The sequence below is a fragment of the Azospirillum soli genome (genome assembly GCF_017876165.1).
Lineage (GTDB): Bacteria > Pseudomonadota > Alphaproteobacteria > Azospirillales > Azospirillaceae > Azospirillum > Azospirillum soli.
Window position 1 is genome coordinate 85,150 of record NZ_JAGINQ010000019.1, and the last position, 22,257, is coordinate 107,406.

The 22,257-nt window shown below is 66.1% G+C and carries 17 protein-coding genes and 1 CRISPR repeat array; of the genes, 7 read left to right on the forward strand and 10 right to left on the reverse strand.

Annotated features, from left to right (window positions below):
- Positions 1-13 precede the first annotated feature (13 nt).
- Together casB and casA are read right to left on the reverse strand one after the other, a co-directional pair.
- Complete coding sequence (gene casB / locus J2852_RS24195) at positions 14-601, reverse strand: type I-E CRISPR-associated protein Cse2/CasB (protein WP_209880663.1); 588 nt, start codon at positions 599-601, stop codon at positions 14-16.
- Positions 598-2,262 (reverse strand): type I-E CRISPR-associated protein Cse1/CasA, encoded by a 1,665-nt coding sequence (gene casA / locus J2852_RS24200; protein ID WP_209880665.1) that lies wholly within the window; start codon positions 2,260-2,262, stop codon positions 598-600. Before casA ends, casB begins: the two co-directional genes overlap by 4 nt.
- 242 nt (positions 2,263-2,504) lie before the next feature.
- Here casA and cas3 point away from each other — a divergent pair, with 242 nt between their 5' ends.
- The 4 genes from cas3 (at position 2,505) to J2852_RS24220 (ending at position 8,343) form a co-directional block, all read left to right on the forward strand.
- On the forward strand, positions 2,505-5,138 hold the full coding sequence (cas3, locus tag J2852_RS24205; protein ID WP_209880666.1) for a CRISPR-associated helicase Cas3': 2,634 nt from the start codon (positions 2,505-2,507) through the stop codon (positions 5,136-5,138).
- Between the two features lie 123 nt (positions 5,139-5,261).
- Positions 5,262-5,961: a CRISPR direct-repeat array (repeat unit 29 nt; unit sequence CCTTTCCCCGCATGCGCGGGGGTGAACCG).
- A 188-nt stretch (positions 5,962-6,149) separates the two neighbouring features.
- A complete protein-coding gene (locus tag J2852_RS24210) occupies positions 6,150-7,355 on the forward strand; it encodes a hypothetical protein (RefSeq protein WP_209880668.1) in 1,206 nt (401 codons plus the stop codon).
- 49 nt (positions 7,356-7,404) lie between these two features.
- Entirely contained in the window at positions 7,405-7,977 is a 573-nt protein-coding gene (locus J2852_RS24215) for a hypothetical protein (RefSeq protein ID WP_209880670.1), read from the forward strand.
- Between the two features lie 39 nt (positions 7,978-8,016).
- Positions 8,017-8,343 carry a cyclic-phosphate processing receiver domain-containing protein gene (locus J2852_RS24220; RefSeq protein ID WP_209880672.1) on the forward strand — a complete coding sequence of 109 codons (327 nt, stop codon included), beginning with the start codon at positions 8,017-8,019 and terminating at the stop codon, positions 8,341-8,343.
- 3 nt (positions 8,344-8,346) lie between these two features.
- On the opposite strand, the gene J2852_RS24225 is transcribed toward J2852_RS24220, so the two are convergent.
- Genes J2852_RS24225 through J2852_RS24235 form a run of 3 tightly spaced genes read right to left on the reverse strand, consistent with a single transcriptional unit; the run spans position 8,347 to position 10,839 of the window.
- Positions 8,347-8,817, reverse strand: a complete 471-nt coding sequence (locus J2852_RS24225) for a hypothetical protein (RefSeq protein ID WP_209880674.1) — start codon at positions 8,815-8,817, stop codon at positions 8,347-8,349.
- Positions 8,818-8,864: 47 nt separating this feature from the next.
- Positions 8,865-9,593 (reverse strand): hypothetical protein, encoded by a 729-nt coding sequence (locus tag J2852_RS24230; protein WP_209880675.1) that lies wholly within the window; start codon positions 9,591-9,593, stop codon positions 8,865-8,867.
- Between the two features lie 40 nt (positions 9,594-9,633).
- On the reverse strand, positions 9,634-10,839 hold the full coding sequence (locus J2852_RS24235) for a Fic family protein (RefSeq protein ID WP_209880676.1): 1,206 nt from the start codon (positions 10,837-10,839) through the stop codon (positions 9,634-9,636).
- Between the two features lie 1,156 nt (positions 10,840-11,995).
- On the opposite strand from J2852_RS24235, the gene J2852_RS24240 reads away from it, so the two are divergent.
- Both J2852_RS24240 and J2852_RS24245 read left to right on the forward strand, forming a co-directional pair.
- Positions 11,996-12,238 (forward strand): hypothetical protein, encoded by a 243-nt coding sequence (locus J2852_RS24240; protein WP_209880677.1) that lies wholly within the window; start codon positions 11,996-11,998, stop codon positions 12,236-12,238.
- Positions 12,238-12,807 carry a hypothetical protein gene (locus J2852_RS24245; RefSeq protein ID WP_209880678.1) on the forward strand — a complete coding sequence of 190 codons (570 nt, stop codon included), beginning with the start codon at positions 12,238-12,240 and terminating at the stop codon, positions 12,805-12,807. Before J2852_RS24240 ends, J2852_RS24245 begins: the two co-directional genes overlap by 1 nt.
- A 301-nt stretch (positions 12,808-13,108) precedes the next feature.
- Here the strand turns inward: J2852_RS24245 and J2852_RS24250 are convergent, their stop codons facing one another.
- From J2852_RS24250 to J2852_RS24265, 4 genes are all read right to left on the reverse strand, one after another.
- Positions 13,109-15,442, reverse strand: a complete 2,334-nt coding sequence (locus J2852_RS24250) for a peptidoglycan-binding domain-containing protein (protein WP_209880679.1) — start codon at positions 15,440-15,442, stop codon at positions 13,109-13,111.
- A 126-nt stretch (positions 15,443-15,568) separates the two neighbouring features.
- Positions 15,569-16,039 (reverse strand): hypothetical protein, encoded by a 471-nt coding sequence (locus J2852_RS24255; protein WP_209880680.1) that lies wholly within the window; start codon positions 16,037-16,039, stop codon positions 15,569-15,571.
- A 259-nt stretch (positions 16,040-16,298) separates the two neighbouring features.
- Positions 16,299-18,770, reverse strand: a complete 2,472-nt coding sequence (locus tag J2852_RS24260) for a DUF4852 domain-containing protein (RefSeq protein WP_209880681.1) — start codon at positions 18,768-18,770, stop codon at positions 16,299-16,301.
- Between the two features lie 45 nt (positions 18,771-18,815).
- Entirely contained in the window at positions 18,816-19,562 is a 747-nt protein-coding gene (locus J2852_RS24265; RefSeq protein ID WP_209880682.1) for a glycine zipper 2TM domain-containing protein, read from the reverse strand.
- A 383-nt stretch (positions 19,563-19,945) separates the two neighbouring features.
- On the opposite strand from J2852_RS24265, the gene J2852_RS24270 reads away from it, so the two are divergent.
- A complete protein-coding gene (locus tag J2852_RS24270) occupies positions 19,946-20,728 on the forward strand; it encodes a helix-turn-helix transcriptional regulator (RefSeq protein WP_209880684.1) in 783 nt (260 codons plus the stop codon).
- Positions 20,729-20,928: 200 nt separating this feature from the next.
- On the opposite strand, the gene J2852_RS24275 is transcribed toward J2852_RS24270, so the two are convergent.
- On the reverse strand, positions 20,929-22,254 hold the full coding sequence (locus J2852_RS24275; RefSeq protein WP_209880686.1) for a calcium-binding protein: 1,326 nt from the start codon (positions 22,252-22,254) through the stop codon (positions 20,929-20,931).
- Positions 22,255-22,257 lie beyond the last annotated feature (3 nt).

Here is a 22,257-nt window from a genome sequence, read left to right on the forward strand (position 1 = left end):
TGGCTTTTTGTCGTCACTTGGCCGGCGCGACCGGCTTCGCCAGCCCGAGCACGGCGTCGTTGTAGCGGTAGGCCCAGCCGCTGCGCGTCTTCGGCCAGAGCATCATCCCGTGGGCGAGGTCGACCACATTGGCCTTCTCTCGCAGCGTCGCGATGATCTGCACCGCGTGGTACAGCGCCTCGTCCGCGTTCTCCGTGCTCAGGAGGCCGTGGGCCACGACGCGCGAAACGCGCGGCCGGCCGCCGCCGGCGTCCTCCGCCATCTGCTCGGGAAAGGACTTCCGGAGGTCGGCGGCGCCGACCTGCCCGACCGCCACCGCGGCGCGCGCCAGGGCGGCAAGGTTTTTCGGCCGCTCGGCGAAGGCTTTCCGCTCTGTCTCGTCGGGCAGGACGTAGCGGACGAACTGCGCGAACGGCGGCGCCAGCAGCGCGTCCGCGACGGTCCGGCAGCGGGCCATCGCCGACCGGGCGCCGCCGTCCTTCGGCAGGCCGGGCTTGGGCACGGCCTCGGCGCCCTCGGGCAGGTCCGGCGCGCGGCCCGTCAGCCACTGGTGCCAGAGAAGAACCCCGTTCTTGAATTGGCTGTCCAACGGCGTGCTCATCGCACCTGCTCCTTGCCCCCGGTTTGCTTGGCTTTCGTTTTGCCGCCGGTCTTCGTCCCGACCTTGTCGTCCACCGGCAGGCCGAAGGCGCGGCGGATGGGCGCGCCGTGCACGGCCATCAGGAGGTTGCGTCGGGCGGTAACCACCCGTTCCGGGTTGTCGGTCTGCCCCACGTTGATGCGGTCGTCGAACAGGTGGACAGCCGCTTGGCCGACGGCGCCGTGCAGCCCGGAGAGGAGATCCATGACGGCCTGATCGTTCGGCGCCCCGCCGCCCACCAGGTGATCCCGAACCCGCTTGGCGAAGGACCGGAAGTGCGATTCCGTCCGCGCCCAGAAGTCGGCCTCGATCTGGTTGCCGTAGGACAGCGGCACGTTTTCCAGCGCCTTCGGATCGAACTGGGCCAGCAGCGTCTGGCGCTTCAGCGTCGAGGCGAGGCTTCCGGTGCCGTCCACGACGTTTTCCACGATGCCGGAGAACTCGACCTCGATCGACGGGGGCACGGCCAGGAAGGGCATCGCCGCCGAAACGGTGCCCAGCACCTTGGCGTTGTCGCAGCGGTAACCGAAGACCTGCAAGCGGACCGTTTCCTGACCGGTGTCGGAAGCCCGCTCCTGGCGCCAGGCGCGCACGGTCATCGCGGGCTCGACGCCGGCCTCGCCGGCCTCGCCCTTCTCCTGGAACATGCCGACATAGTCGCGCCAGGATACACCGAAGGCCACGGCGCCGCCGAGCCGGGGAAGCCGCTGGACGGTGCCGCCCTTCTTCAGCCGGTAGTAGGGCGAGAGGGGATGACGCCAGAGGTCGCTCTTGTAGTCCGGCCCGTAGGCCGCCATCCGGATCTCGCGCACGACCGGTCCGGGCTGGCCGGTGATCTCGCAGGTTCCGTCATCGGGCGTGGACAGCAGGACGCGCCGCGGGCAGGCCCAAAAGAGATGGGAGGACGGGGCGTCGAGCGGCGTCGGCGCGTCGACCCGGAAGTCGATCCAGGGGATCAGCGACGTGATGTCGCGCGCCTTGTTGCCGAGGGCTTCCCATTCAGGCTTCAGCAGGATGTTGGACCACACCTTGGTCCACAGCGTGTCGCCCGTGAGGAAGGTGCGCAATGGTCCGCCGCCGCTGGGGGAGGTGCGCGCGCCGCGGCCGCCGGCCGGCGAGTAGATCTGCAGCGCGTACAGCGCTTCCATCGCCGCCGGGATACCGACGGCGCCGATGTCTTTGCCCCAGATGTCCTGGTTGCGGCTGCGCGTCTGCTCGCCGGGCTGGAGCAGGAACAGCGCCGACACCCCTTGCGCCGCTTCGCCCGCGACCGACGTGTCCTGGAAGGCCGGTGTGGCCCCGAACAGATCGAAGTGGGGGGCGAGGCCCGATTCGTCGATGATGCTCCCGAGGCGTTCCGGAGCGGGCGGGTCGAAGTAGCCGTCGAGCCAGTCTCCGCCGGTCTCCGGGGCCATCAACTGCTGGACGGCGCCGATGAGGAACTCAAGCCGGGCCAGCCCGCCATCCGGCATGTTCCCAAGCACCCGCAGCGGCGTCTTGCGATCTTCGGTCATTCCGATTTCACGCAACGCAATCGAACGCGTGCTGCCGTCATCCAGTAATGCTGGAATCCAGCGCCCAGTCAGGTAGTTTGCGCTACCCTGAGTCGGTGCGTTTCCCATCCCGTTCCTCTCGAATCGCAGGAGGATGTACTAAGGATCAGTACATGCGCCTTAGATCCGATAATCGGCGAGGGTCAACGAAATCCGGGCGATGGAGGGTGCGATGTGCTCCACAACCGACACGATGCCAGACCTCCCGCGCGGGAGAAGGCGACGCTTCCGGGCATGCTGCCAAGGAGCAGTACGGGTCACCGCTCGGTCGAGCGAACCGTTGCGGACCACATCGCATTCGTGAGGTAAACATGACGCCCTACTGGGGCAAGGCCGAAAGGGATGGTGGACCCGAGAGCCCGTTCCATCCCCTCGTCTGCCACAGCCTCGACGTCGCGGCCGTGGCGGACTGTTTGCTGCGGCGCATGCCCTGGCTGGTGAGCGCTCTTCTCCACACGCTCGGCCTCTCCGACGCCGCGCGGGAGTCCCTCATCCGCACCGTCGTGTTCCTGGCGGCGATCCACGACCTTGGCAAGTTCTCAAACGGTTTCCAAAAGATGCGCCCGGAAATCTGGGAGCGGGCCGCCCCGTCCGAAGAGCGCGCGAAACACTGGGACTACGGCGGTCTTCTGCGCCACGATGCGCTCGGGGCGGCTCTCCTCCTGGAAATGGGCATTGCTCGCGCCTGGTACCAAGGCGAACGGCCGAGCGCCGCCATTGCCCTACGGACCTGGATCTACGCCGCGTGCGGCCATCACGGCTCGCCGCCGGATCTCGCCAAGGCGCGGCAACGCCTGCGCTCCTGCTTCTCGGAGCGCAACATGGCTGACGCGGCGTCCTTCGTGGCGTGGGCGCGCGACACCCTTGGCCCAGAGCGTATGCCGGTTCTTGCCGAAACCACGGCGCGCCCGGCTTCGTTGCTCATCGCCGGGCTCATCTCGGTGGCCGACTGGATTGGATCGAACCGAATGTGGTTCCCGTTCGCTCCGGAGATGCCGGATCCCGCAGCCTACTGGGACGAGGCCCGGCAGAAGGCCGCGCGGGCTGTGGACGAAGCGCGTGTCGTCCCTCGCTGCCCGATCACGGCGCCCTCCTTCGCCGCCCTCTACCCGGAGATCGCCGAACCGTCGCCGCTGCAGGCGGCGGTCGACGGCATGGTCTTCGATGGTCAGTGCCTCGTGCTGATCGAGGAAATGACCGGTGGCGGCAAGACCGAGGCGGCGAACCTGGTTGCGGCGAAACTCATGGCGAGCGGGGCCGCCCACGGCTTGTACCTGGCGCTGCCGACGACGGCGACGGCCGACGCCATGGCGGAGCGCGAGGCCGCGATGTACCGGCGCTTCTTCCAGGAGGCCGGTGCGTCCTTCGCCGTGCTGCATGCCAAAGGCGGGAAGACGCAGGCAGGATTGTCCGACGCCTACGGCAGCACCTGCGCGGAGTGGATGACCGAAGACCGACGGCGCAAGACCGTGGCCGAGATCTGCGTCGGCACCATCGATCAGGCCCTCCTCGCGGCCCTTCCGTCGAAGTTTGCTTCGGTTCGCCTGTTCGGGCTGATGGGCAAGGTGTTCGTCGTGGACGAGGCGCACAGTTACGACGGTTACATTCAGGAGATGCTGGTCGGCACCGTGCGGCTGCTGGCCGCCGCTGGCGCCTCGATCGTCCTGGTCAGCGCCACCCTGTCGAAGGCGGCGAAGCGGCGTCTCACCAGCGCGTTCTGCGAAGGAACCGGCTTTCCCATCGGCGACGCGAGCATCCTGGACGACGACCGCTACCCGCTGGTCACCGTTCTGGGCCGCCATGGGCTTCGCGAGCCCGTCGCCACGCGTCCCACCCCGCACGCGCCGCGGCCGAAGGCCGTGCGGATGGTGCACGGCGTGGCGGAAGCGGAGGCGTTGGTTCTGCGGGCGGCCAAGGCCGGCAAATGCGTGCTGTGGAGCCGCAACACGGTGGATGATGCCATCCAGGCTGCGCGGCGGCTTCGTGAGGTGCATGGGCACGCGGACGTGACCGTGTATCATGCGCGGTTCCCAGACGCGTTGCGCGGCCGCATTCAGCAAAGGCTGTTGCGGCGCTTCGGCAAGAACGCACGTGGGCGGGAGCGGGCAGGCGGAATCGTGGTCACGACTCAGATCATGGAGTCGAGTTTCGACATCGATCTCGATGTGGCGGTCGTTGACCTGAAGCCGATTGACTCGGTCTCACAGACGGCTGGACGGGGATGCCGCCATCTGCGCGACGCGCACGGCGACCTGCTCAACCAAGACGGGCGCGTGTATGATGCGCGGGAGCCGCACGAGATTGTCGTCGTGTCGCCGGATCCGGACCAGGTGCACGATGCCGATTGGTACCGCAGCGTGTTTCCGGCGGCCGCGGCGATCTACCCGAACGTCGGAGACCTGTGGCGGACCGCGAAGGTCCTCCGAAGCATCGGCGAGATCGCCTACCCGGCCGGCATGAGGCTGCTCATCGAGGGGGTCTTCGGCGACGACGAGACCCCGGAGCCGCTGCGTGATGCTTCCTTGCAGGCCGAAGGCGACGATTTGGCCGAGCGCAGCCTGGCCCGCCCGTACGTCCTCGACCCGGCGAAGGGGTATGAGCGCGCCGTCGCCTGGGGCGATGACGAGCGCGTCCCGACCCGGCTCGGCGTGTCGCTGGAGGTTGTCCTGGTGAAGGACGACGGGGTAGTAGGGGGCGTCCGCCCATTCGACGGTGCGGACTGGTCGTCGGGGTGCCTGCGCCTGTCGTCCAGACGGGTCCGTGGCACCGTTCCGCATGATCTCGCGGCTGACGTGGTGGAGGAAGTTGAGGCGCGGACGGGTCTCGCTGAGATCGTACGCATTGTTTTCTCGGCTGTCACAGGCAAGTGGGGGGGGACGCTTCTGGGCAGTGAGAAAACAATCTCCTTCACCGTTGACGATTTCTACGGTTTGGAGTGGGTGTAGGCGTCGGAAGGCGGCTTGACCTGGGATCTTGGACATCGTGCAGACGGACATCCATTGCGGGAAGAAGTTGGTAGACTTCCCGCACACCGATTTTGCATGCTGGAGCAATGCCTTCCAGGCATACCTTTCCCCGCATGCGCGGGGGTGAACCGGGGGCGAAGAGCATCGCTCGCCCTCACTTCACCCTTTCCCCGCATGCGCGGGGGTGAACCGCGGTCGGCGCGCTCGGCCGAAATCAGCCCGAACCTTTCCCCGCATGCGCGGGGGTGAACCGACACCGCCGGTGCCCCCGGCGTTGCTGCTCCACCTTTCCCCGCATGCGCGGGGGTGAACCGACCTCGCGGCGCTGGGCTCCTGGGACGGCGACCCTTTCCCCGCATGCGCGGGGGTGAACCGTCGCCGGCGATGTCCTTCGTCGCCACGCCCAGCCTTTCCCCGCATGCGCGGGGGTGAACCGAAGTCCTCGCCCTTCTCCCACGGGGCCTCGCCCCTTTCCCCGCATGCGCGGGGGTGAACCGGTCTGCCCCAGTTCCAGGGCGCGGCGGTAAACCCTTTCCCCGCATGCGCGGGGGTGAACCGTGCTGGGCGATTCGGGCCACCGTGTTTCTGACCCTTTCCCCGCATGTGCGGGGGTGAACCGGTGACGCCACCGACGATCAGCGCTCCTGGATGCCTTTCCCCGCATGCGCGGGGGTGAACCGCTCTCCGCCGCCCCGTCCCACGCTGCGGAGCACCTTTCCCCGCATGCGCGGGGGTGAACCGTATTCCGGGGTCGGTTCATAGCCGATTTCCGCTCTTTCCCCGCATGTGCGGGGGTGAACCGGCTCCAAGGGACAGGACAGCCTTTTCGCCGTGCCGCCTGCAACGGCGCGGAGCCGGTCGGTGGGTGCTACAGCAATACAAGCGACAATGCGGGGCAGGGGAGGGGCTGCTGCGCCGCGTCTACCGCCGACTGTACTGGTGCGGGTCAGGCTGGCACGATATGCTGGTCTCCCCTTCCAGAGAGCGAGCATGGTCTTCGACCTTTCGTCCGTCGCCGGAATTTACTTCCCCGTGGCCTGCAGCCTGCCTGACGGGCGGATGCTGTTGCTGCCGCGTTTTGCGGACGAGGTGGAAGACACATTTCTCGCGGCCTATCCTCCGGACACGTCTCTCGATGCCGATGCGTTTGCCCGTCTGTTTCTGCGCGTTCTCGCGCGCATTCCGGCCGAGGGCGCGGATCTTGCACAGGAGAGGATCAAAGACGACGCCTACCAGAATGGCGAGCCGCTGACGGAAGACGAGGTGAATGCCTGGCCGCTGGCGTGGGTTGAGGACGTCGTCTCTGCGTATCTTTCAACGTACACTCACGTCTTTTTGCCATTCAGCGGCCGGAGGGGGCTTCCGCGGGTTGAGGCACTCAGCAGGCGGAATGAAGGCGAAAGCGCGTGCGAACACCTCAAGCGTCTGGCGGACGCTCTCTTCGCCCGGACTGAAGCATCGGTAAAGCAATCGCTTGCGAACCTGAGAAGCAACGGGTTGGGGCGGCAGGCTGAAGCGTCGGCCAACAAAGATCCGCGATCCCAAAGCGTTAAGATGCATCTTATGACCTGGGATCCGATTTTGCGATCGCTCGGAAGCGGACTGTCCGGTCTGTCGAGCACCTCTTCGGCGGCAGGTTTCGGTGATCCTGCACGGCTGTTCCATAGACCGGAACACTTGGCTCCGCCGCCAAATCATGGCCTTGACGCCCTGCGAAGCATCCAGCGCGAAGCAGCCGAGCAGCGCCGGGTACAGCACGAGCAGGCACAGGCGCTCCTGCAGATGCTTGAGGAGACCCGGAGCCAAAGCCAGCAACTGGATGCCTTGGCGGCTGCATTGCGCCTGCTGACCGACCAGACACAGCGGCATGAGGCGCTATTCTCCGGCCTTCTCCAGGAGGCGAAAAGTTCCAGCGCCGAGGCGGCGAGAAACTCGTTCGTTGCCGTCGCATCCCTTCTGGTCGGTGCATCGTTGGCGGCGGCGTCACTCTGGGTCTCCATGACGAGCAAAACGGACGATCTGCTGGCGGAGTTGGTCAAGTCGGTTACGGCACAGACCGAGGAGTTGCGCGCGCTTCGTCCGCCAGTCACCCCCGCCACAATGGTCGAGGTTTCGAAACCGGCATCCTCTTCTGGTGAGGCCGGGTCGCCGCCACAGCGTGAGACAGGATCGCTTGGTCAGTCGCCGAGGGAGTAGCCGGCGGCTGCGGGCGTCATGTGCAGGGAGCGGTTTGAGCGCAATGCATTTGTACATCACCGACTACAGGGACAGCACCGTTGACGACCTGTCCGACGATCTGAAAGCGCGCATGGCCCATGATGAAGGCGTGAAACTGCGCGATTTGCGGTACTGGGACATCACGCATGACAACGGTCAGCCCATAGCGGAGGAGTTCGGCATCTACTGGGTCGCCCTGGACCGAAGCCCTCTTTACATTGGCAAGTGTACTTCCTTGTCATTCGTTGAGCGGATCGGTGGTCATCTTTCCCTTGGCGCTCACCACTGGAAAAATTTGCTGCTGCGACGCCACGCCGACATTTGGCAACCGCGAAGCGGCTTGGTTCCCCAGGATTCTGTAGAGACCCTGGCAGACGCCCAGATCGGGCTGCTGCACATTATGCGCCGTGGCATGCCGGGCGACGTTCCGAGGGACATGCTTCAGGAGGCGTGTAAGGACATCGGCAGGCTGGAGAAGGCGTTGCGGGGTGCTCTGAAGACGCCTTTGACGCCGGCCCCACCAAACGAGGCGTATCTCGCCATCCCTCTCGACGAGGCTTTGCGCCACGTGTGGCGGCTGCACGAGGCTATCGATGCGTAGCGGAATCCTACGGGCCTGCGCGCCAAGGAGGACACCAGCGTGCCCCACCTCTTCCTCGACGATGAGCGCGAGCCGGTCGGCGACGGCTGGGTGGTGGTGCGCTCGGTCGTCGCGGCGATCGCCTGGGTCGAGGAGCATGGGTTCCCCGATTACGTGTCCTTCGACAACGACTTGGGGCCCGGCCTGCCGGAAGGCCGTGACTTCGCGGAATGGCTGATCCAGCGGGATCTCGATACGGGCGGCATGCCGGAGGGCTTCGACTTCTATGTTCACAGCCAGAACGCCGTCGCCCGCGAGGCTATCGAGGGGAAGTTGCGGGCCTACCTGGAGTTCCGGATGACGGGTGCGGCTGCTGGCCCGTGCTGAGGTTCAGCGATTCAGGAACTCGCGGATCAGATCCCAACGGTCGCGGTATCCTTCCAAGCCGGTCAGGCGGCTGCGAACGATCTTCCCCCAGACGTCGGCAAGGTTCCGGACCTCCAGGACGTACGAGACCGGAAGGATGTAAAAGTCTGGGCGGCGGACGCCGCTGTCGCCCTTCTTTGGACCGGTCCGATACCCCCGGTTCAGAGCGGCAAGAACCACAAAGTCAGTGTCGAAGTTTTTGATGATCGTACCGACGAATCCAGTGTCGACGCGGCTCTTGACCTGGACGCGGGCCGACGTGTTGCGCGCCGGATTGGTGGCGATGATGTCGTAGCCTGGGAAGTTGGTGTAGGTCTTGTATGACGGGATGCCCTCCAGGAGGAGGTGCCCGAGGACCAGGAACTCGGCTCCAGCCGCTTCGAGCGAGGTGTCTCGGCGCTTCGCCTTCGGCACGGCCTCGGTGAACCCGGTCATGATGGCGTTCCTAAGGAATGCCTCGTACAGACCCGCGCAGGCGCGACCTACGCCCCGAACCGTGACGCTTCGATGGTTTTGATGAACCGGAGGAACGCGCTGACCGATTCGAAGATGAACCGTGCCTCTGCCTGATCGAGCAGATCGAAGACGCCGAACGCATTCTTGACGATCTGGAGCGTCATGTCGCGCAGTTCCCGCTCCTGCGTCAGTGCCTTGGTATATTTGCCCACCCGGCTACGCAGCGCCTCTGAGCGGTCGCACGGAATGCCTCGCTCGTCGAGCAGATGCTCAAATTTCTTCATGCAGTAGGTGTGCAGTCGGTCGAGAGCCGCCGACGGCCGGTTGGCGGCAATGTCGCGCTCGATGGAGGCCACGAGTTCCTCCAGCGTGGGGTCGCGCGCCTTGAAGCGCTCGATGGCGTCGGTGCGCGGCCCCGCGTCACCGCCTTCCATCTTGCTGATGAGGGCGAACAGGCGAGCCTTGATGGCCTCGCGCCCATCGGCCTCCCGGTAAGCCGGGATCTCCTCGCTGTGGTCCCACAAGCGCCGCAGCACTCGACAGACCGTGTGCTCGTCTTCGGTCTCCACGAATGCGTTCAGGTGCTTGGCCTTGGAGCCGCCGTTGTAGGCGTACTTGGTGTCGTAGATCTCAATGCCGAACTCGTCTTCAAAGAACTCGGCGAACGTGCCGTTGCTGAATTTGAGGACGTATCCGCCGTGCATGTTGAATGCGTCAGCGATCGTCCTGAACTCCGGCTTCTTCAGCGCAACCATCACCCGCCCCCACCCAATCATACCCCACCATGAATACCCATCATCCGGTCTCCGAACCAGAGCCGGGCAGCACCGGCTCGGCGCCGAACGGCCGGTTGATCACCGTCAGCGCCTCCGTGGCGGCGAACAGCCGGTTGCGCCGGTAGCCGGTCCGCTCGGTCAGGATGCCGGCCTCCTGCAGCAGATGCACCGCCGTGTCGGCCGCCCGGAACGTCACGTCGAGTTCCTTGGCGAGTCGGTTGACGGTGATCACCGGGTAATGCGGCAGCAGGTCGAGGGCGCGCAGCGCGGCCGAGCCGCGGCGGAACGATCGGCGCCCCAGCCAGATCGCCCGGAGAGCCGTCAGAGCGCGGCGCGTCACCATCAGTTCGTCCACGGTGGCTACCACCGCGTCGGCCAGGTAGCCGACCAGCGCGTGCCATTCGAGGCGCTGCTGCGCGGCCTTGAGGGCGTCGTAGTACGCCTGCTTGTGAGCCTCGATGTAGGGGCTGAGGTAGAGCGGAACGTGCCCCTCGGCCGCCATCATCAGCGGCAGCAGAAGACGGCCAACGCGGCCGTTGCCATCGCGATACGGGTGCACGGCCTCGAAGTGGGCGTGGCCGATGGCCATGCGTGTGAGCAAGCCCTGCGTCATGGACTGCATGCCTTCGTTCCGCAGGTATTCCAGGCTTTGCGCGAGGCACGCGGGCACATGCTTCGGCGGCGGCGGGTTGAAGGACGAATAGGCGATGTTGCCACCCCCGCCGATCCAGGCGACGACCTGACGTAGGTGGCCCGGCACGTCTCGGTACGTCGTGTCGCCCTTCATGATGGACCGGTGCAGGTCCTGCACCAAGTCGAGGGTGAAGATCGTTGACCTCTCCGACTGGGCGCGGGGCAGGAAGGAGTCGAGGGCTTTGGCGTAGTCCCGCACCTGCACTGCCGCCTCGGTCGCATCCCCGTCTTCGGTCTCCTCGACGGCGAGCAGTTCGTCGAGGGTCGAATTCGTGCCCTCGATGCCGGCACTCGACACCGCCTCGCGCCGGGTCAGCACGCGGCTCAGCAGGTAGGGATCATGCAGATCGGTTGCGAGCGCATCAATACGAGCGAGCGCCTGGTTGGCCGCTTCGCTACGCGCCAGCGCCGGCCCCAGCGGCACCGCGTCTTCCGGTGGCGGCAGGGGCACGACGCCGTAATGCACCTGGTGCGGCGCCGGCAGGCGGACAAGCCGCTGGCGCACGTCATGGCACAGATCTTCGCGGCGCATGGGGAGAAACCTTCAGCGTGGGGCCGTGAGAGTCAGCCTTATTGAAGGTTACCACGCCAACCTACACCAGGGAAGGCCGCCGGAGTGCCTTGGTGAAGGTTGTCCGTTCCGTCGTAGCGCGGGCGACTGCTGCACGGTGGCACGGCGAGAAGGTGGTGCGCCGGCACATCGGCGCGCTGGAGGCCCGCGGTCAAGTCGTACAGATGCGCTTGCGCGAGGGCGGGAAACGCGTGGGCATGCGAATCTACTGGCCGTCGGGGTGCTGACGTCAGGTGGCTTGGACGTTTTCAATCACCGAACCCCCCAGCGCCTCCCAGACTCACATCAGCGATGCTGGAAGGAAGCCCCCTAGAACCAGGCGCGCATGAACCACCTTGCTGATGCCCGCCGCACGAAGGTTGGCCATCACGACCGCATCGTATTTGACGCACTGGTAAAGGCCGCGCTCGAACAGCCTCCAGCGCCGTCTGGGTCGCCGCACGCCTCGACATTCGCGGCCGCTTCTCCTTCTATGCCCGAATGATCAGGAAAATCGCCTGCTCGCAGGAGATCCCGTCCCGGAGGGCGGCGTCGAGGATAGTCTGGGCTTCCATGCGCTGAGCCACGCTCTTCCGCACGCGTCGTGCCGTTACTGTCGTTCCAGCCACGGATTCATTTCTCCCATCGGTGCGGTCACGTAACAGTGCCTGCTGCGGCGCGATCGACGATTGTCATCGCTCCACAGATAGCCGTGTCGTCAATGGTATCCCGACAGCGGCCTCGCAAAGCGAGCCGAGCACCTCGAAGGCAATGGGTTGCGGACACCCAGGAACGTTGGCAGGTGAAAATCCGAGAAGCCCAAATTCACCCATCCCGGATCATGTGAAACGCGCACCTCCATGCCCTCCTCAAACGAGGCCGCGGTACTCCTTGGTCCGGGCCCGCGGCGATGCTCTCGCCGCATCCCGCCGACCATGCCGACCGATCTCCGGCGGGCGGTCGAGACGGTGCATCGGAACGTCGCCACCGGGCACGGGCGCATCCTGGAGGCGGCGCAATTCCAGACGCTGTTCGAGATCATGATGGGGGAGCGTGTTGCCCAGACCACCGCAACCCGCGTGCATAGGATGCTCAACGCCCTCGCGCGCCGTTCGTTTTCGACTACGCCATCCCAGCCGTGCGGGACACCTACCGTCCGGATGAAGAGAACAGCATCGTTTTCGCCATCGCCGGGCACCATCATGAGTTTTGTGACGTCGCGCCCGACGCCCTGGAGCCGGTAGCGCTGCGGCTGGACCGCGACCTCGTGGCCGACCTGACCGGCGCCAAGGCTCCCGTTAGCGATGAGATCGAGGCCGAGATCCGCCGACACACTTTGTATCTGGACCTTGGTATCTGGACCTGCCCCATCGGGCGCTGATGCTCGGTGACGAGGAGGTCCGGGCCATCTTTGTCGGCGGGCAACCGGAGCGAGGCGGCTACACCGCCGCCGCGGCCGTCGTGCTGACCGAGCCGGGCCGCGACCATCCCTACTCCACGCTGGTCTGGCCCTTGGCCGATGCCGACGCGGAGCCGAGCGGCCCGGTGCCGGATGGATTCAATCAGGCCGAGGCCGAGCGGCAGTTGTCCGACCTCGTGCGGCTCGTCGTCGCCTACCGGATGACCCGGCGCGGACAGCCGGAAGAAACGGTGCCCCACACCCGGCCGGAGATCCTGGCCGCCGACCGGAATTGGCGGGCCGAGGCGAAAATGACCTCGCTGTTCCGCGTCGCCGACCTGCGCGCGCCGGCCGACCGTTTCGGTCGGGCCAGCACCAGGCCAGCCAGCGAGGCGTCCTGGCGCCTGGGCTGGCGATCGACGGTCAGCCCGCATTTCCGGTGGCAGGCGCACGGCCCGCAGTGGTCGCTCAGGAGACTTATGTGGATCAAGGCGCATGAGCGCGGACCGCGGGGCGCGCCCCGGAAGGCGGAGATCGAGACGCTGCGCTGACCGGGAGGCACGCCGAGAAGCACAAAGGTCGGGTTCATCGCCCGGCCTGTGGAATGCGGTATGAAAATGGCCTTCCGTCCTCCGCCGCGGCCTGCGGCCGGCCCCGGCGCGTCGCCGCCATCGGCAGGAGTTGGCGTCAGCACCCGAATCCTACGGCCGCACAACGGATACCGCTACACCCGCCGAGGCTCATGAATGTTTCCGGCCCAAAGCACCTGTGGCGCTGCCGCAAGGAGCCCCTTGATTTGCTACCCGCCCTTTGTTGTCACCGTTATGCCCTTCGCCGGTGGCGCCGCGCATCTTATCTCTGCCCAAACACCAAGGCCGCCCCTTCTTTGCAAGCAATTGTCCGCGCTGGTCCCGGATCGGTCCCAGTCTCCGTGACGATCTCGTGGCGGAAGAAGAAGCAAGAGCGCCCCTTGTCCTTCGGATCATCGGCCATACCGAGCGTCGCAATGGTGCCGCGGTGCGCTCCTACATTCCAGGCCACTGTTGCGGTTTCCGGCAAAACCTTGGCTGCCGAGGCGAGGGCCGCCACGATGCGGAACCGGTCATCTTCGGTGAGGCGAAGCCGCGTCGTGTTGCGCCATTCCCGACCAACCAGCACTTGCTCGGCGTCGGGCAGGCGCAGTTTGATCTTGTCGTCGCGCACGGCCTTCACGATCGACTGGATTGCCGGTCCGAAGCGTTGACGGTCGCGCGGATCAACCGCGCCCAACACCCGCTCGCTGGCGTCCAACGTCTTCGCCCCGGACACGCCATCCACCGCGCCCGCGTACACGCCGAGCGCGCGCAGATCCTCCTGAAGGAGGCGGGTTTGCCCGTCCGAGACCGTTTTCTGTGCTGCCGTGCCGTCATGCCCCGGCGCCTGGGGCGCGATGGACGCGCGGGCCTGTTCTGCCGTCCGGGCCGCGCGCAAGGCTTCCTTACGCTGGGAGAACGCCATCCGGTTGGTGAACACCGTGCGCCCCTCGCGCCGCGCGTCCCACTCGGCCGCCATGCGGGTCAGCACGGCCCCCGGCGTGTCGCCCGGCTGGCGCGGCTGCCCGAGCCCGTTGTGGGCGAAGGACAGCGTCACGACGTAAAGCGCCAGCAGCGGGACCGTGACGAGGAAGGGCCACGCCCCCTGCGATGGCGCCTTGCGCGCGCCGTTCTCCACCACCGCCGCCAAGCGCTTGCGCCCGATGTCGCGGGCGACCAGATAGAGCGCCACGATGGCCAGCACCGGCCAGGCGATTTCCCACAGCGCGCGCTGCGGCCCGTCGTCCCAGATCATTGGGTCGAGTTCCACAAGGTCGAAGAGGAAACCCTGCACGTCGACCAGGACCAGCGCGGCCATTAAGCCGGCGAGAACCGGAACCGCCGCCAGCCAGAGCCCCATCGTGGCCCCCCGGCTCAGCCCGTGATACCCGCGCTCGATCCCCAGACGCAGGCGTTGCGTGAACGCCTCGGTGAGCGCCCCCTTGTATTCGGCGACGAGCCCATCGACGTCGGCCGGTGCGGTGCCTCCCACCATCTTGAGCAGGCGGCGAGGCACATCCGCCTCTTGGGCCGCTTTCAGCACGTCGTAGGGCGCCTTCCCCTCCCCGACGATGCGCTCGTGCAGCGGCTTCAGCACGTGGTCGAGCCATGGCGGCATCTCGTGGATGAGCACGGGCTTGCCGTAGCCGGTGACGGTGAAGCAGACGTTCGGGGCGATGAACTCTGCCTCGACCAGAGGGATGGCGCCCGTGAAGCGATACCAGATGGTGCCGTCCTTGACGTTGCGCTCCGCAAAGGCGAGGTCGAGGATCGTCGGGTGCAGGTCGGCCGTGGCGTGTTTCTCCAGCGCCTCCTTCAGCCGGCCCGGTGCGTTGTCCCTCAACCGGTGCTGACGGCTCGGCGACACCTTGATGTAGGCTGTGTGGAGGTGGGTGAACCCGCCAGCACCCGTGCAGGACGAGCAGACGACGACGGCATTACCGGCGCACGTCGAGCAAGTCACCCAGCCCCGGCCGCCGCAGCCGAAGCAAACGCCGCCCCGCCTGCTGCCCCAGCACTGATTGCAGGTGACATGGCGAAAATCGTAGCACTGCCGGCTGCTGTCCCAGAAGTTTTCCCGCTGCCGGCCGGTGCCGCCGCACCCTGAACAGGACGTCTTCCCGTCGCCGCAGCATCCGTAGCAGGTTACCGTCCCATCGGAACAGGAGGGACAGTCCACCTTGCCGGACTCGCGGCAGGTGACGCAGCCTTCCTGTGTGTAAAGCCGCGGCGCCGACGAGGACAGGCGCAGCGTGCTGGTGAAGGTCAGGAGCGCTTCCAGCGGATCGCCGATGGCGGCGATCGCCCGCTCCAGCGTCCCGGCGCTCTGCGCCTCGACGCCGACGGTCTCCTCGAACATCCGGTTGAGGCTGCTCCCGCCGCAGTGTGTGGCGTTGGCGACGTCGACGTACCCGTACCGCGTTTCGACCGACGTTCCCCAGCCCACCGTGGCACCCAGCCAGGCGCTGACCGGGTGGTCGGTGCGCGCGATCGCATCGACCGTCACCTCCTTGCCCGCGGGGAGATTGCCATGGCCCAGGGCCCGCACGCAGTCTACGACGCGCGCGCACAGCGGGTCATCCAGGCTCCGCACCCTCTCCTGCGTTTCCAACATTCCGGCTTTATCCTCCCGCCCCTCAGACCGGACCAGATCCCTCGTGGCCCGCCTGTCGTGCTAGTGCCCTAAGGTTGCTGTTGAAGGCGCGGAACGCCACTTTTGACGATAGACTTCTGAAGCGCTTTACGCGCTCATCGCTGCGGTCATGTCATTGAGGAGTGCGCGTCCCGGCTCCACCGTCAGCCCATAGAAGAGAACCTTTGGCTTGCTGTTGCTCTTCTCCCGAAGGTTCAAGGTGATCGATCGTGCGCGCTGGCGCGATCCCATCACTTGCCCCATTCCAATGGCTGCGTTCGACGCCGCCATCGCCACGTTTGCGGTCGCGCTCGCCGCAGCCAAGCCAACCCCTACCGGGCCGGTGCCGCCCACGAAAACCGCTGGCGACGAAGTTACGATCGGAGCGGAGGAGTCCGGTGCCTTCAGATAGAGTTCCGCAATGTCGGCAACCGGGTAAAATTGGTCGCCAACCTTGAGGCCGGACGCATTGGCGACAAAGGTCACCGGCTTACGCCTCTTGCGGTCGCGGATCACAGCAAAGTGCCAAATAACCCATAGAAAAATCACGGCCGGCGCCAGTATGACGATACCCGGCATGCTCCGCGTTTCCGCAGCCATGATGCTGCAGTTGCCAAGCATGAACACGGAAAGCAACGAGAGGAAGATAACTAAGCCCCTGGAACCTCGCGCTGGTTCAACTTCGAAAATGGTCCCTTCTGGAGTGTCCTTTCGGATGAAGCGCGCCTCACGTGATGACATCGTGACTGCCTTTACTGATTTGCTGCGCCCCTCCTTCAAGGGACGCCAGCGTTGCGGTGAAATTCCAATGTGATGTCCATTCCGCGCAGTGGCGCGCTTAGAGTTTGACGTCGACCTTGGCCTTCTCCTCCTTTTCCTTGCGGGCCTTTTCCTCGGCCTGGACCTTGCGGTCGCGGAGGATCTGGTCGGTCAGGTAGGAGCCCAGAACGTAGACGGGGCCGTCGTTGTCGTTGAAGGCGCTGCCGTCCATCTCCAGGGCGAACTGCGGCGACTGGACGTTGCGGCCGTCGAGGCGGTCGTCCGACCAGCGCCGGCCATACCCCCGGTAGGCGGTGACGTCGCTGTTGCTGTGGTCTGTAATCTTGTAGATCGGTGCGCCGTACTTGGCCTTGATCGCCTCGGTCACCGGCTGGGCCTTGTTGCCCGGCAGCACCTGACGCAGCGACAGCGTCGCCAGGACCGTCTTGCCGTCCTCCTCGACGAAGGTCGCCTCGAAGCAGCGCTGGCCGATCTTGTGCGGCGCGCGCTCGGCGCCGTACATGCCTAATGAGCCGGTGCTCTTGCCAAACGAGCACTGATCAGAAGGCGAGGTCAGCCGCTTGCTGCCCGGCGCCCAAGTCAGCGTCTGGGCGAGTTCCTTCTCGGCGATCGCCTTTACCTCGTCCAGCGTCATGCCGCCCTTGACGCCGATGACGTCGAAGTCGCGCGCGGTGCGCGGGTCCTCGGAGCGGCTCCACGGCTTCGGGCCCTCGCCCGGCGCCGCGATGCGCCACTTGACCTTCTGGCCCTTCACGGTCCATGGGAAGTCGACGTACAGGATGTGGCCGATGACGCTCTTGCCGCCCTTGAACTTGTCGTTGTCCACGCCGACCGGGGCATAGACGACCTCGCCGTTGGCGCGCAGGCAGGAAGAGGTCTTCAGTTCACCCTTGGCCTCTTCCGGCAGCGGGATGTTCTCGAACGCCTGGACGTTGGCGAACTTCAGCGTCGCGTCGTTCGAGCGGATCCGCCACGGTGTGTCCATGCCGCCGAGTTGCTCCAGGCGGTCGGTCGTCGTGCGGGCCTTGTCGCCAACCCCCTCGGTCTTGCCCTTGCACATGGAAACTTCGAGCACCACGCGCTGCGGACTCTCGTCGGTGATCGGCTTGCCCGAGGTCAGGCGGGTGAAGGTATGGTCGAGCGTCATGAAGTCCACATCGACCGCCTTCTTCCGCTCCGCCTTGGCGGCGGCCTCGTCGGCCTGCGCGCGCTCGCGGTTGGCGTCGGCGAGCGCCATCTTCGCGGTCATGCGGTTGGGGTCCAGCGTGTAGAGCGTCTTCGGCGGCTTGCCGCCGTCCTCGACTGAGGCGGCGACGATGCGCGCCTTCACCGGCACCGCCTCGCCGTTGAGCAGCAAACGGTCGTCGTCGCGAATCTCGCCCTTCTCGAACACGTCGATCGCGAGGGTCATGGAGACGACCACGCTGCGGTTGATCCAGCCGTGGCTGTCGGTGCGCGCGGCGATCAGCGCGTCCGCCTTGGCCTTGTCCATCGGCAGGCCGACCATCACCTCGGGGTTGGTGATCTCGACCTTGAAGCGCTGCGGCAGGCCGGCGGTGTCCGCCGGGAAGCAGTTGTCCCAACCCTGCTTGGCCTGGATGCTCTGCGGCTTGTCCACCGGGAAGTAGGTGCCCTCGTTCAGCGGGACGAAGGCGAACTCCTTGCGGTCGAAGTCGTACTTGCCGAATTCGGAGTTGATGCGCAGCACCATGTTGGTCTTCGGCGCCAGAGGCAGCGCCGCCGCCTTGGCGCGGCCCTGCTCCAGCACCTCGTCGCGGCGGAAGTCGTTGTCGCGCACCTGGCGGTAAGCGAAGCACTCGAAGTGGCGCGTGTAACTGTCCGCGAACTTCATGTCCTTGCGCTGGTCGGGGTTGGCGGCCAGCCACTGCTCGAAGAGAGTCTGCCAGTCCATGGCCGCGGCGCGCACCTTGTCGACAGACGCCGGGGCCGGCGACTCCTGAACCACCGAAGCGGCCGCGGCGGCGGGGGCACCGTCCTTCGCCGGCGCTTCGGCCGGCGCGGGGCCGGGGGGCTTGCCGGCGGACGGCGCCGCGGCCTCCTCAGTCTTCGGGGGCGGCGCCTTTGCGGGCGGCGTTTCGACGACCTTGGTCTCGGTGCCCTTCGGTTCCGGGGCCGTGGGTGCCGCGGCGGTCTGGACGCCGCCGTCCGGCGACCGGGAGGCGGTGAGCGCCCAGGCGTCGGCCGCGCTCATCGCCCCCTCGAATACCGTCTGGCCGGCGCTGCGGCCGGTCACCTGGATCGCCTGCGCCTTCGGGCACTCGAAGGACACGGCGAGGCGGGCGGTGCCCACCGCCTGGGTCAGGCGCTCGCCACTGAAGAAGGTGGGCGAGGGGGCGTCGACGCGCAGGCTCACCCGCTCGCCGCACCACGCCTTGCCACTGACGACGATCTTGGCGCCGTCCTTGGTCGTGCCGAGGACCCGCTCGTCCGCAGCCGATGCCGGCGTTGCCGACGCCGTCAGCGCGAGAACGGACGCGGCCATCGCGGCCGACAGCATCGTTCTGGTCATCTGGTGTTCCTTCCCGGTCGTCGGATCAACAAGGCCGTCCCAGGCTTACGCCTTGGGCGACCAGCCGTCCGGGCCGCGGCAGACGGTGACCGAGTCGGTCTTCTTTTCGCCGTTCGTCAGCGTGACCGTCTGGTCGATGGTTTTGCAGTCGGTCTCGGCCTCGACCTTGGCGACCTCGACGGTGGCCTTTGGCGCGCTCTTGGTTGAAGCCGGCGCCGCGGCGGTCTGCGTGGCCGCCTTCAGGCTGCCCAGCGGCACGAATCCGGAGGCGGCGGCGCCGTCGGAGACCAGCGCCCAATTGGTGCCCTTGACCTTGCCGACCACCGTAACCGCTTCACCGGCCTTCAGGCTGTCGACCTCGACGTAATTCGTCGCCGGGCCGCCGCGCACAATGGTTTTGGCCTTGGCCTCGTAGGTCTCGCCGACGAGGTCGAGCGGCGGCATGGTCTTGACACGCTCCTTGTAGACCGGGATGGCGGTGGTCTGCCTCTCGGTGGTCTGCTTGCCCACCTTGGTCTCGCCGGTCACGCCGGTGCCATTGCCGTTCCAGCGGATGGTCTGGCCGGTTGAAGCCGTCTGGATGGCCGCCGCCTGCGCCGTTTTCTGGTCGGCCTCGGTCAGGTAGGAAGCGATCTGGTTGCCAATGATGGCGCCGACCAACGTGCCGACACCGACCGCCACCAGTTTGCCCGCGCCGCCGCCGAAGCGCGATCCGACCACCCCGCCGACGACGCCGCCCGCCACGGTGGCCGCCGTGCGCGCTGCGTCGCCGTTGGTCTGACAGCCCGTCAACAAGCAAGCGACCAGAGGGAGGAGAACAGCAGTTTTTTTCACGTGTTGTTTGATTCTCATCATTTCCCCTTTGCCAACTGACCATTCGGTTCCGGGGATGCTTCGCGCGGTCCGTGATGGCGGATGGTCAACCGGCAACTGTGAAGCGGCATATGGCCGCCTTCCTTGTTTCGCGCGGATGGCGTTGCTGAGCGGATTCGAATCGCGTGTTGCACTTTTCCTTGAAAGCGTCTGGTAAGGGCAGGAGGGCGGGGCTCCCACGCCTTTGGTAACCACATTTTGCGTGTGGTACGACTACCAGTTCTGGTAGGTAGGGCTGTAAGGGGGAAAGCGTGGGAAGACGTTTTGCTGCCTATGGTTGCAGTTGAGGGGTTCGCCATCAAATGCATGTGTCGTTTCTTGACGAAATTGCCTCCCTTGATTCGTGCGACACCGCCGAAGACATCACGAAGGTTGTCGATGCGGTTGCTCACCGGTTGGGGTTTTCGGGATTCAGTTATCTTGATGTCCGGATGATCGGGCCGGGCACGTCCTCGACGGTCACCCCGTACTACCTCTCGACAGCGCGTGCCGATTTCGTCGCGGGCTACGCGGCGGAGCGCCTGTACGAGGTCGATCCGGTGGCGCACGCCGCAAAGACATTGAACGTAGCGTCTTCCTGGAGCGAACTTGTCGGCAAGGGCCGCCGAAGCGCGGCTGAAGCGGAGCACGGCGCGGGTGCAGAGCGTGTCATGGGGTTCGCGCTCGACCACGGATACAAGAACGGACTGACCATTCCGTTTCACGGTGTTTCCGAAACCGGTGCTCCCATTTCCTCGCTGACCACGCTGTTCTGGTCCGAAGCGCCGGCGGAGTTCGACCACCTCATCGCAACCAGCCGCTTCTCGCTGCACACATTCTCGCTCTACTGCAACGACAAGGTCGCAAAGATCAGGGGGTGTGAAAACACTCTTGCGAACGATGCATTGCCGTCATTGACAAATCGCGAGCGCGACTGCCTTTCTTGGAGCGCTCAAGGGAAGACCTCCGCAGAGGTGTCGATTATCATGGGAATCAGCGAGAACACCGTCAATTTTCATTTGAAAAATGCCATGCGGAAACTTTCCGTGCACACCAAGAGCCATGCTGTCGCGCGTGCCATCACTCTCGGGTTGATCGCGCCGTAGCGGCAATCCGGCGTGTGTGGAGGCACCTAAAAATGGACAGTGGCCGCAACCGGGCGCGGCAGGTCGTGGCCCTGGTTGCGGCACTGGCCGATCAACGGCTTTGATCGGCTTGGGACGCCGCGCGGTCAACGGTTTGGCATAGCCGCGCGGCGTCTCAGACGTGGCCGGAGGCACTATCCCCGGCCGTGCTGTCCCGTGGGTCAGGCGACCAGGAACCAGCCGGAGTTGACCTGGTTGATCCCGATTCCCGCCAGCGTGACGTCGTCGTTGTTGGTGAAGGTGATCACCGCCTCGCCAGCCCCGTTGGCGGCGACCGTGTAGGGCAGTCCGGCCACACGGATGCGGTCGCCGGCCGCGGCGTCGAAGTCGGCGATCCGGTCGTGGCCGCCGCCGGCGCCGAAGGCGAACACGTCGGCGCCGAGGTTGCCGGTCAGCAGGTCGTTGCCGACGTCGCCCGACAGGAAGTCGTCGCCGGCGCCGCCGTAGAGCAGGTCGTCGTCGAGGCCGCCGAACAGCGTGTCGTTGCCGGCGTTGCCGAGCAGGATGTCCTGGCCCATGTTGCCGAGCAGCAGGTCGGCGCCGTCGCCGCCGATCAGGCGGTCGCCGCCGTCGTCGCCGCGCAGCACGTCGTTGCCCAGGCCACCGACCAGTTCGTCGACATCGCGGCCGCCGAACAGCGTGTCGTCGCCGGCTTCGCCATAGAGAATGTCGTTGCCGGCGTTGCCGAACAGCAGATCGTTGCCGCTGTAGCCATTCACCACGTCGTTGCCGCCGCCCGCCGAAATCGTGTCGCCGTAAACGTTCGAGCCCACCAGCGAGTCGGACAGCGCCGTCGCGACGCCGCTGTCGCTCAGGGCGGCCACGTCCAGCGCGGACAGGCCGTAGCGCACACCCGACGGGGTCACCGGGTCCATCACGTCGGCGGTGGAGGACCCCTCGTGATACAGGCTGCCGTCCAGCGCCAGCGGGCCGCCGGTCACGGCCATCGTGTTCGGGCCGGTGAAGTAGAGGCCGCCGTTGATCGTCTGCACGTAGCGGTCGAAGGTGCCGATGTGATCGGCGTAGAGCGCGGCACCGTTCGTGTTGAGCAGACCACTCCAGGTCAGCGCGTGGCCGAACTCATGGGTGTAGACCGTCAGGCCGTCGGTCTGACCCGGCTGCGGTGCCGCGCCGGGGTTGAAGTTCGTCTGCGGCAGGAACTTGGTGTTCAGGTTCAGGACGACGTCGGCTTCGGCGCCGTTGGTGTCGATGCCGGTCATCGCCTTGTAGGCGGCCGACAGCATGTTGAGGTTGCGGCCATTGAAACCGTAATACGGCCCCACAATGACGTTCGAAACCGAACCAGCGTTCGCCACGGACATGCTGTCGCTGGTGAAGAAATTGACCTGGACCGCCAGGTCGGCGTTGCCGTTGAGGACTTGGCCCCAGGTGTTCATCGCCGCGTTCGCGGTCACGCGAATGCCGTCGTAGTAGGGCGCGTAGGCGCCGCTCGGGTCGTTGAAAGTGAGATTGGCAGTGAGGGTCATGGC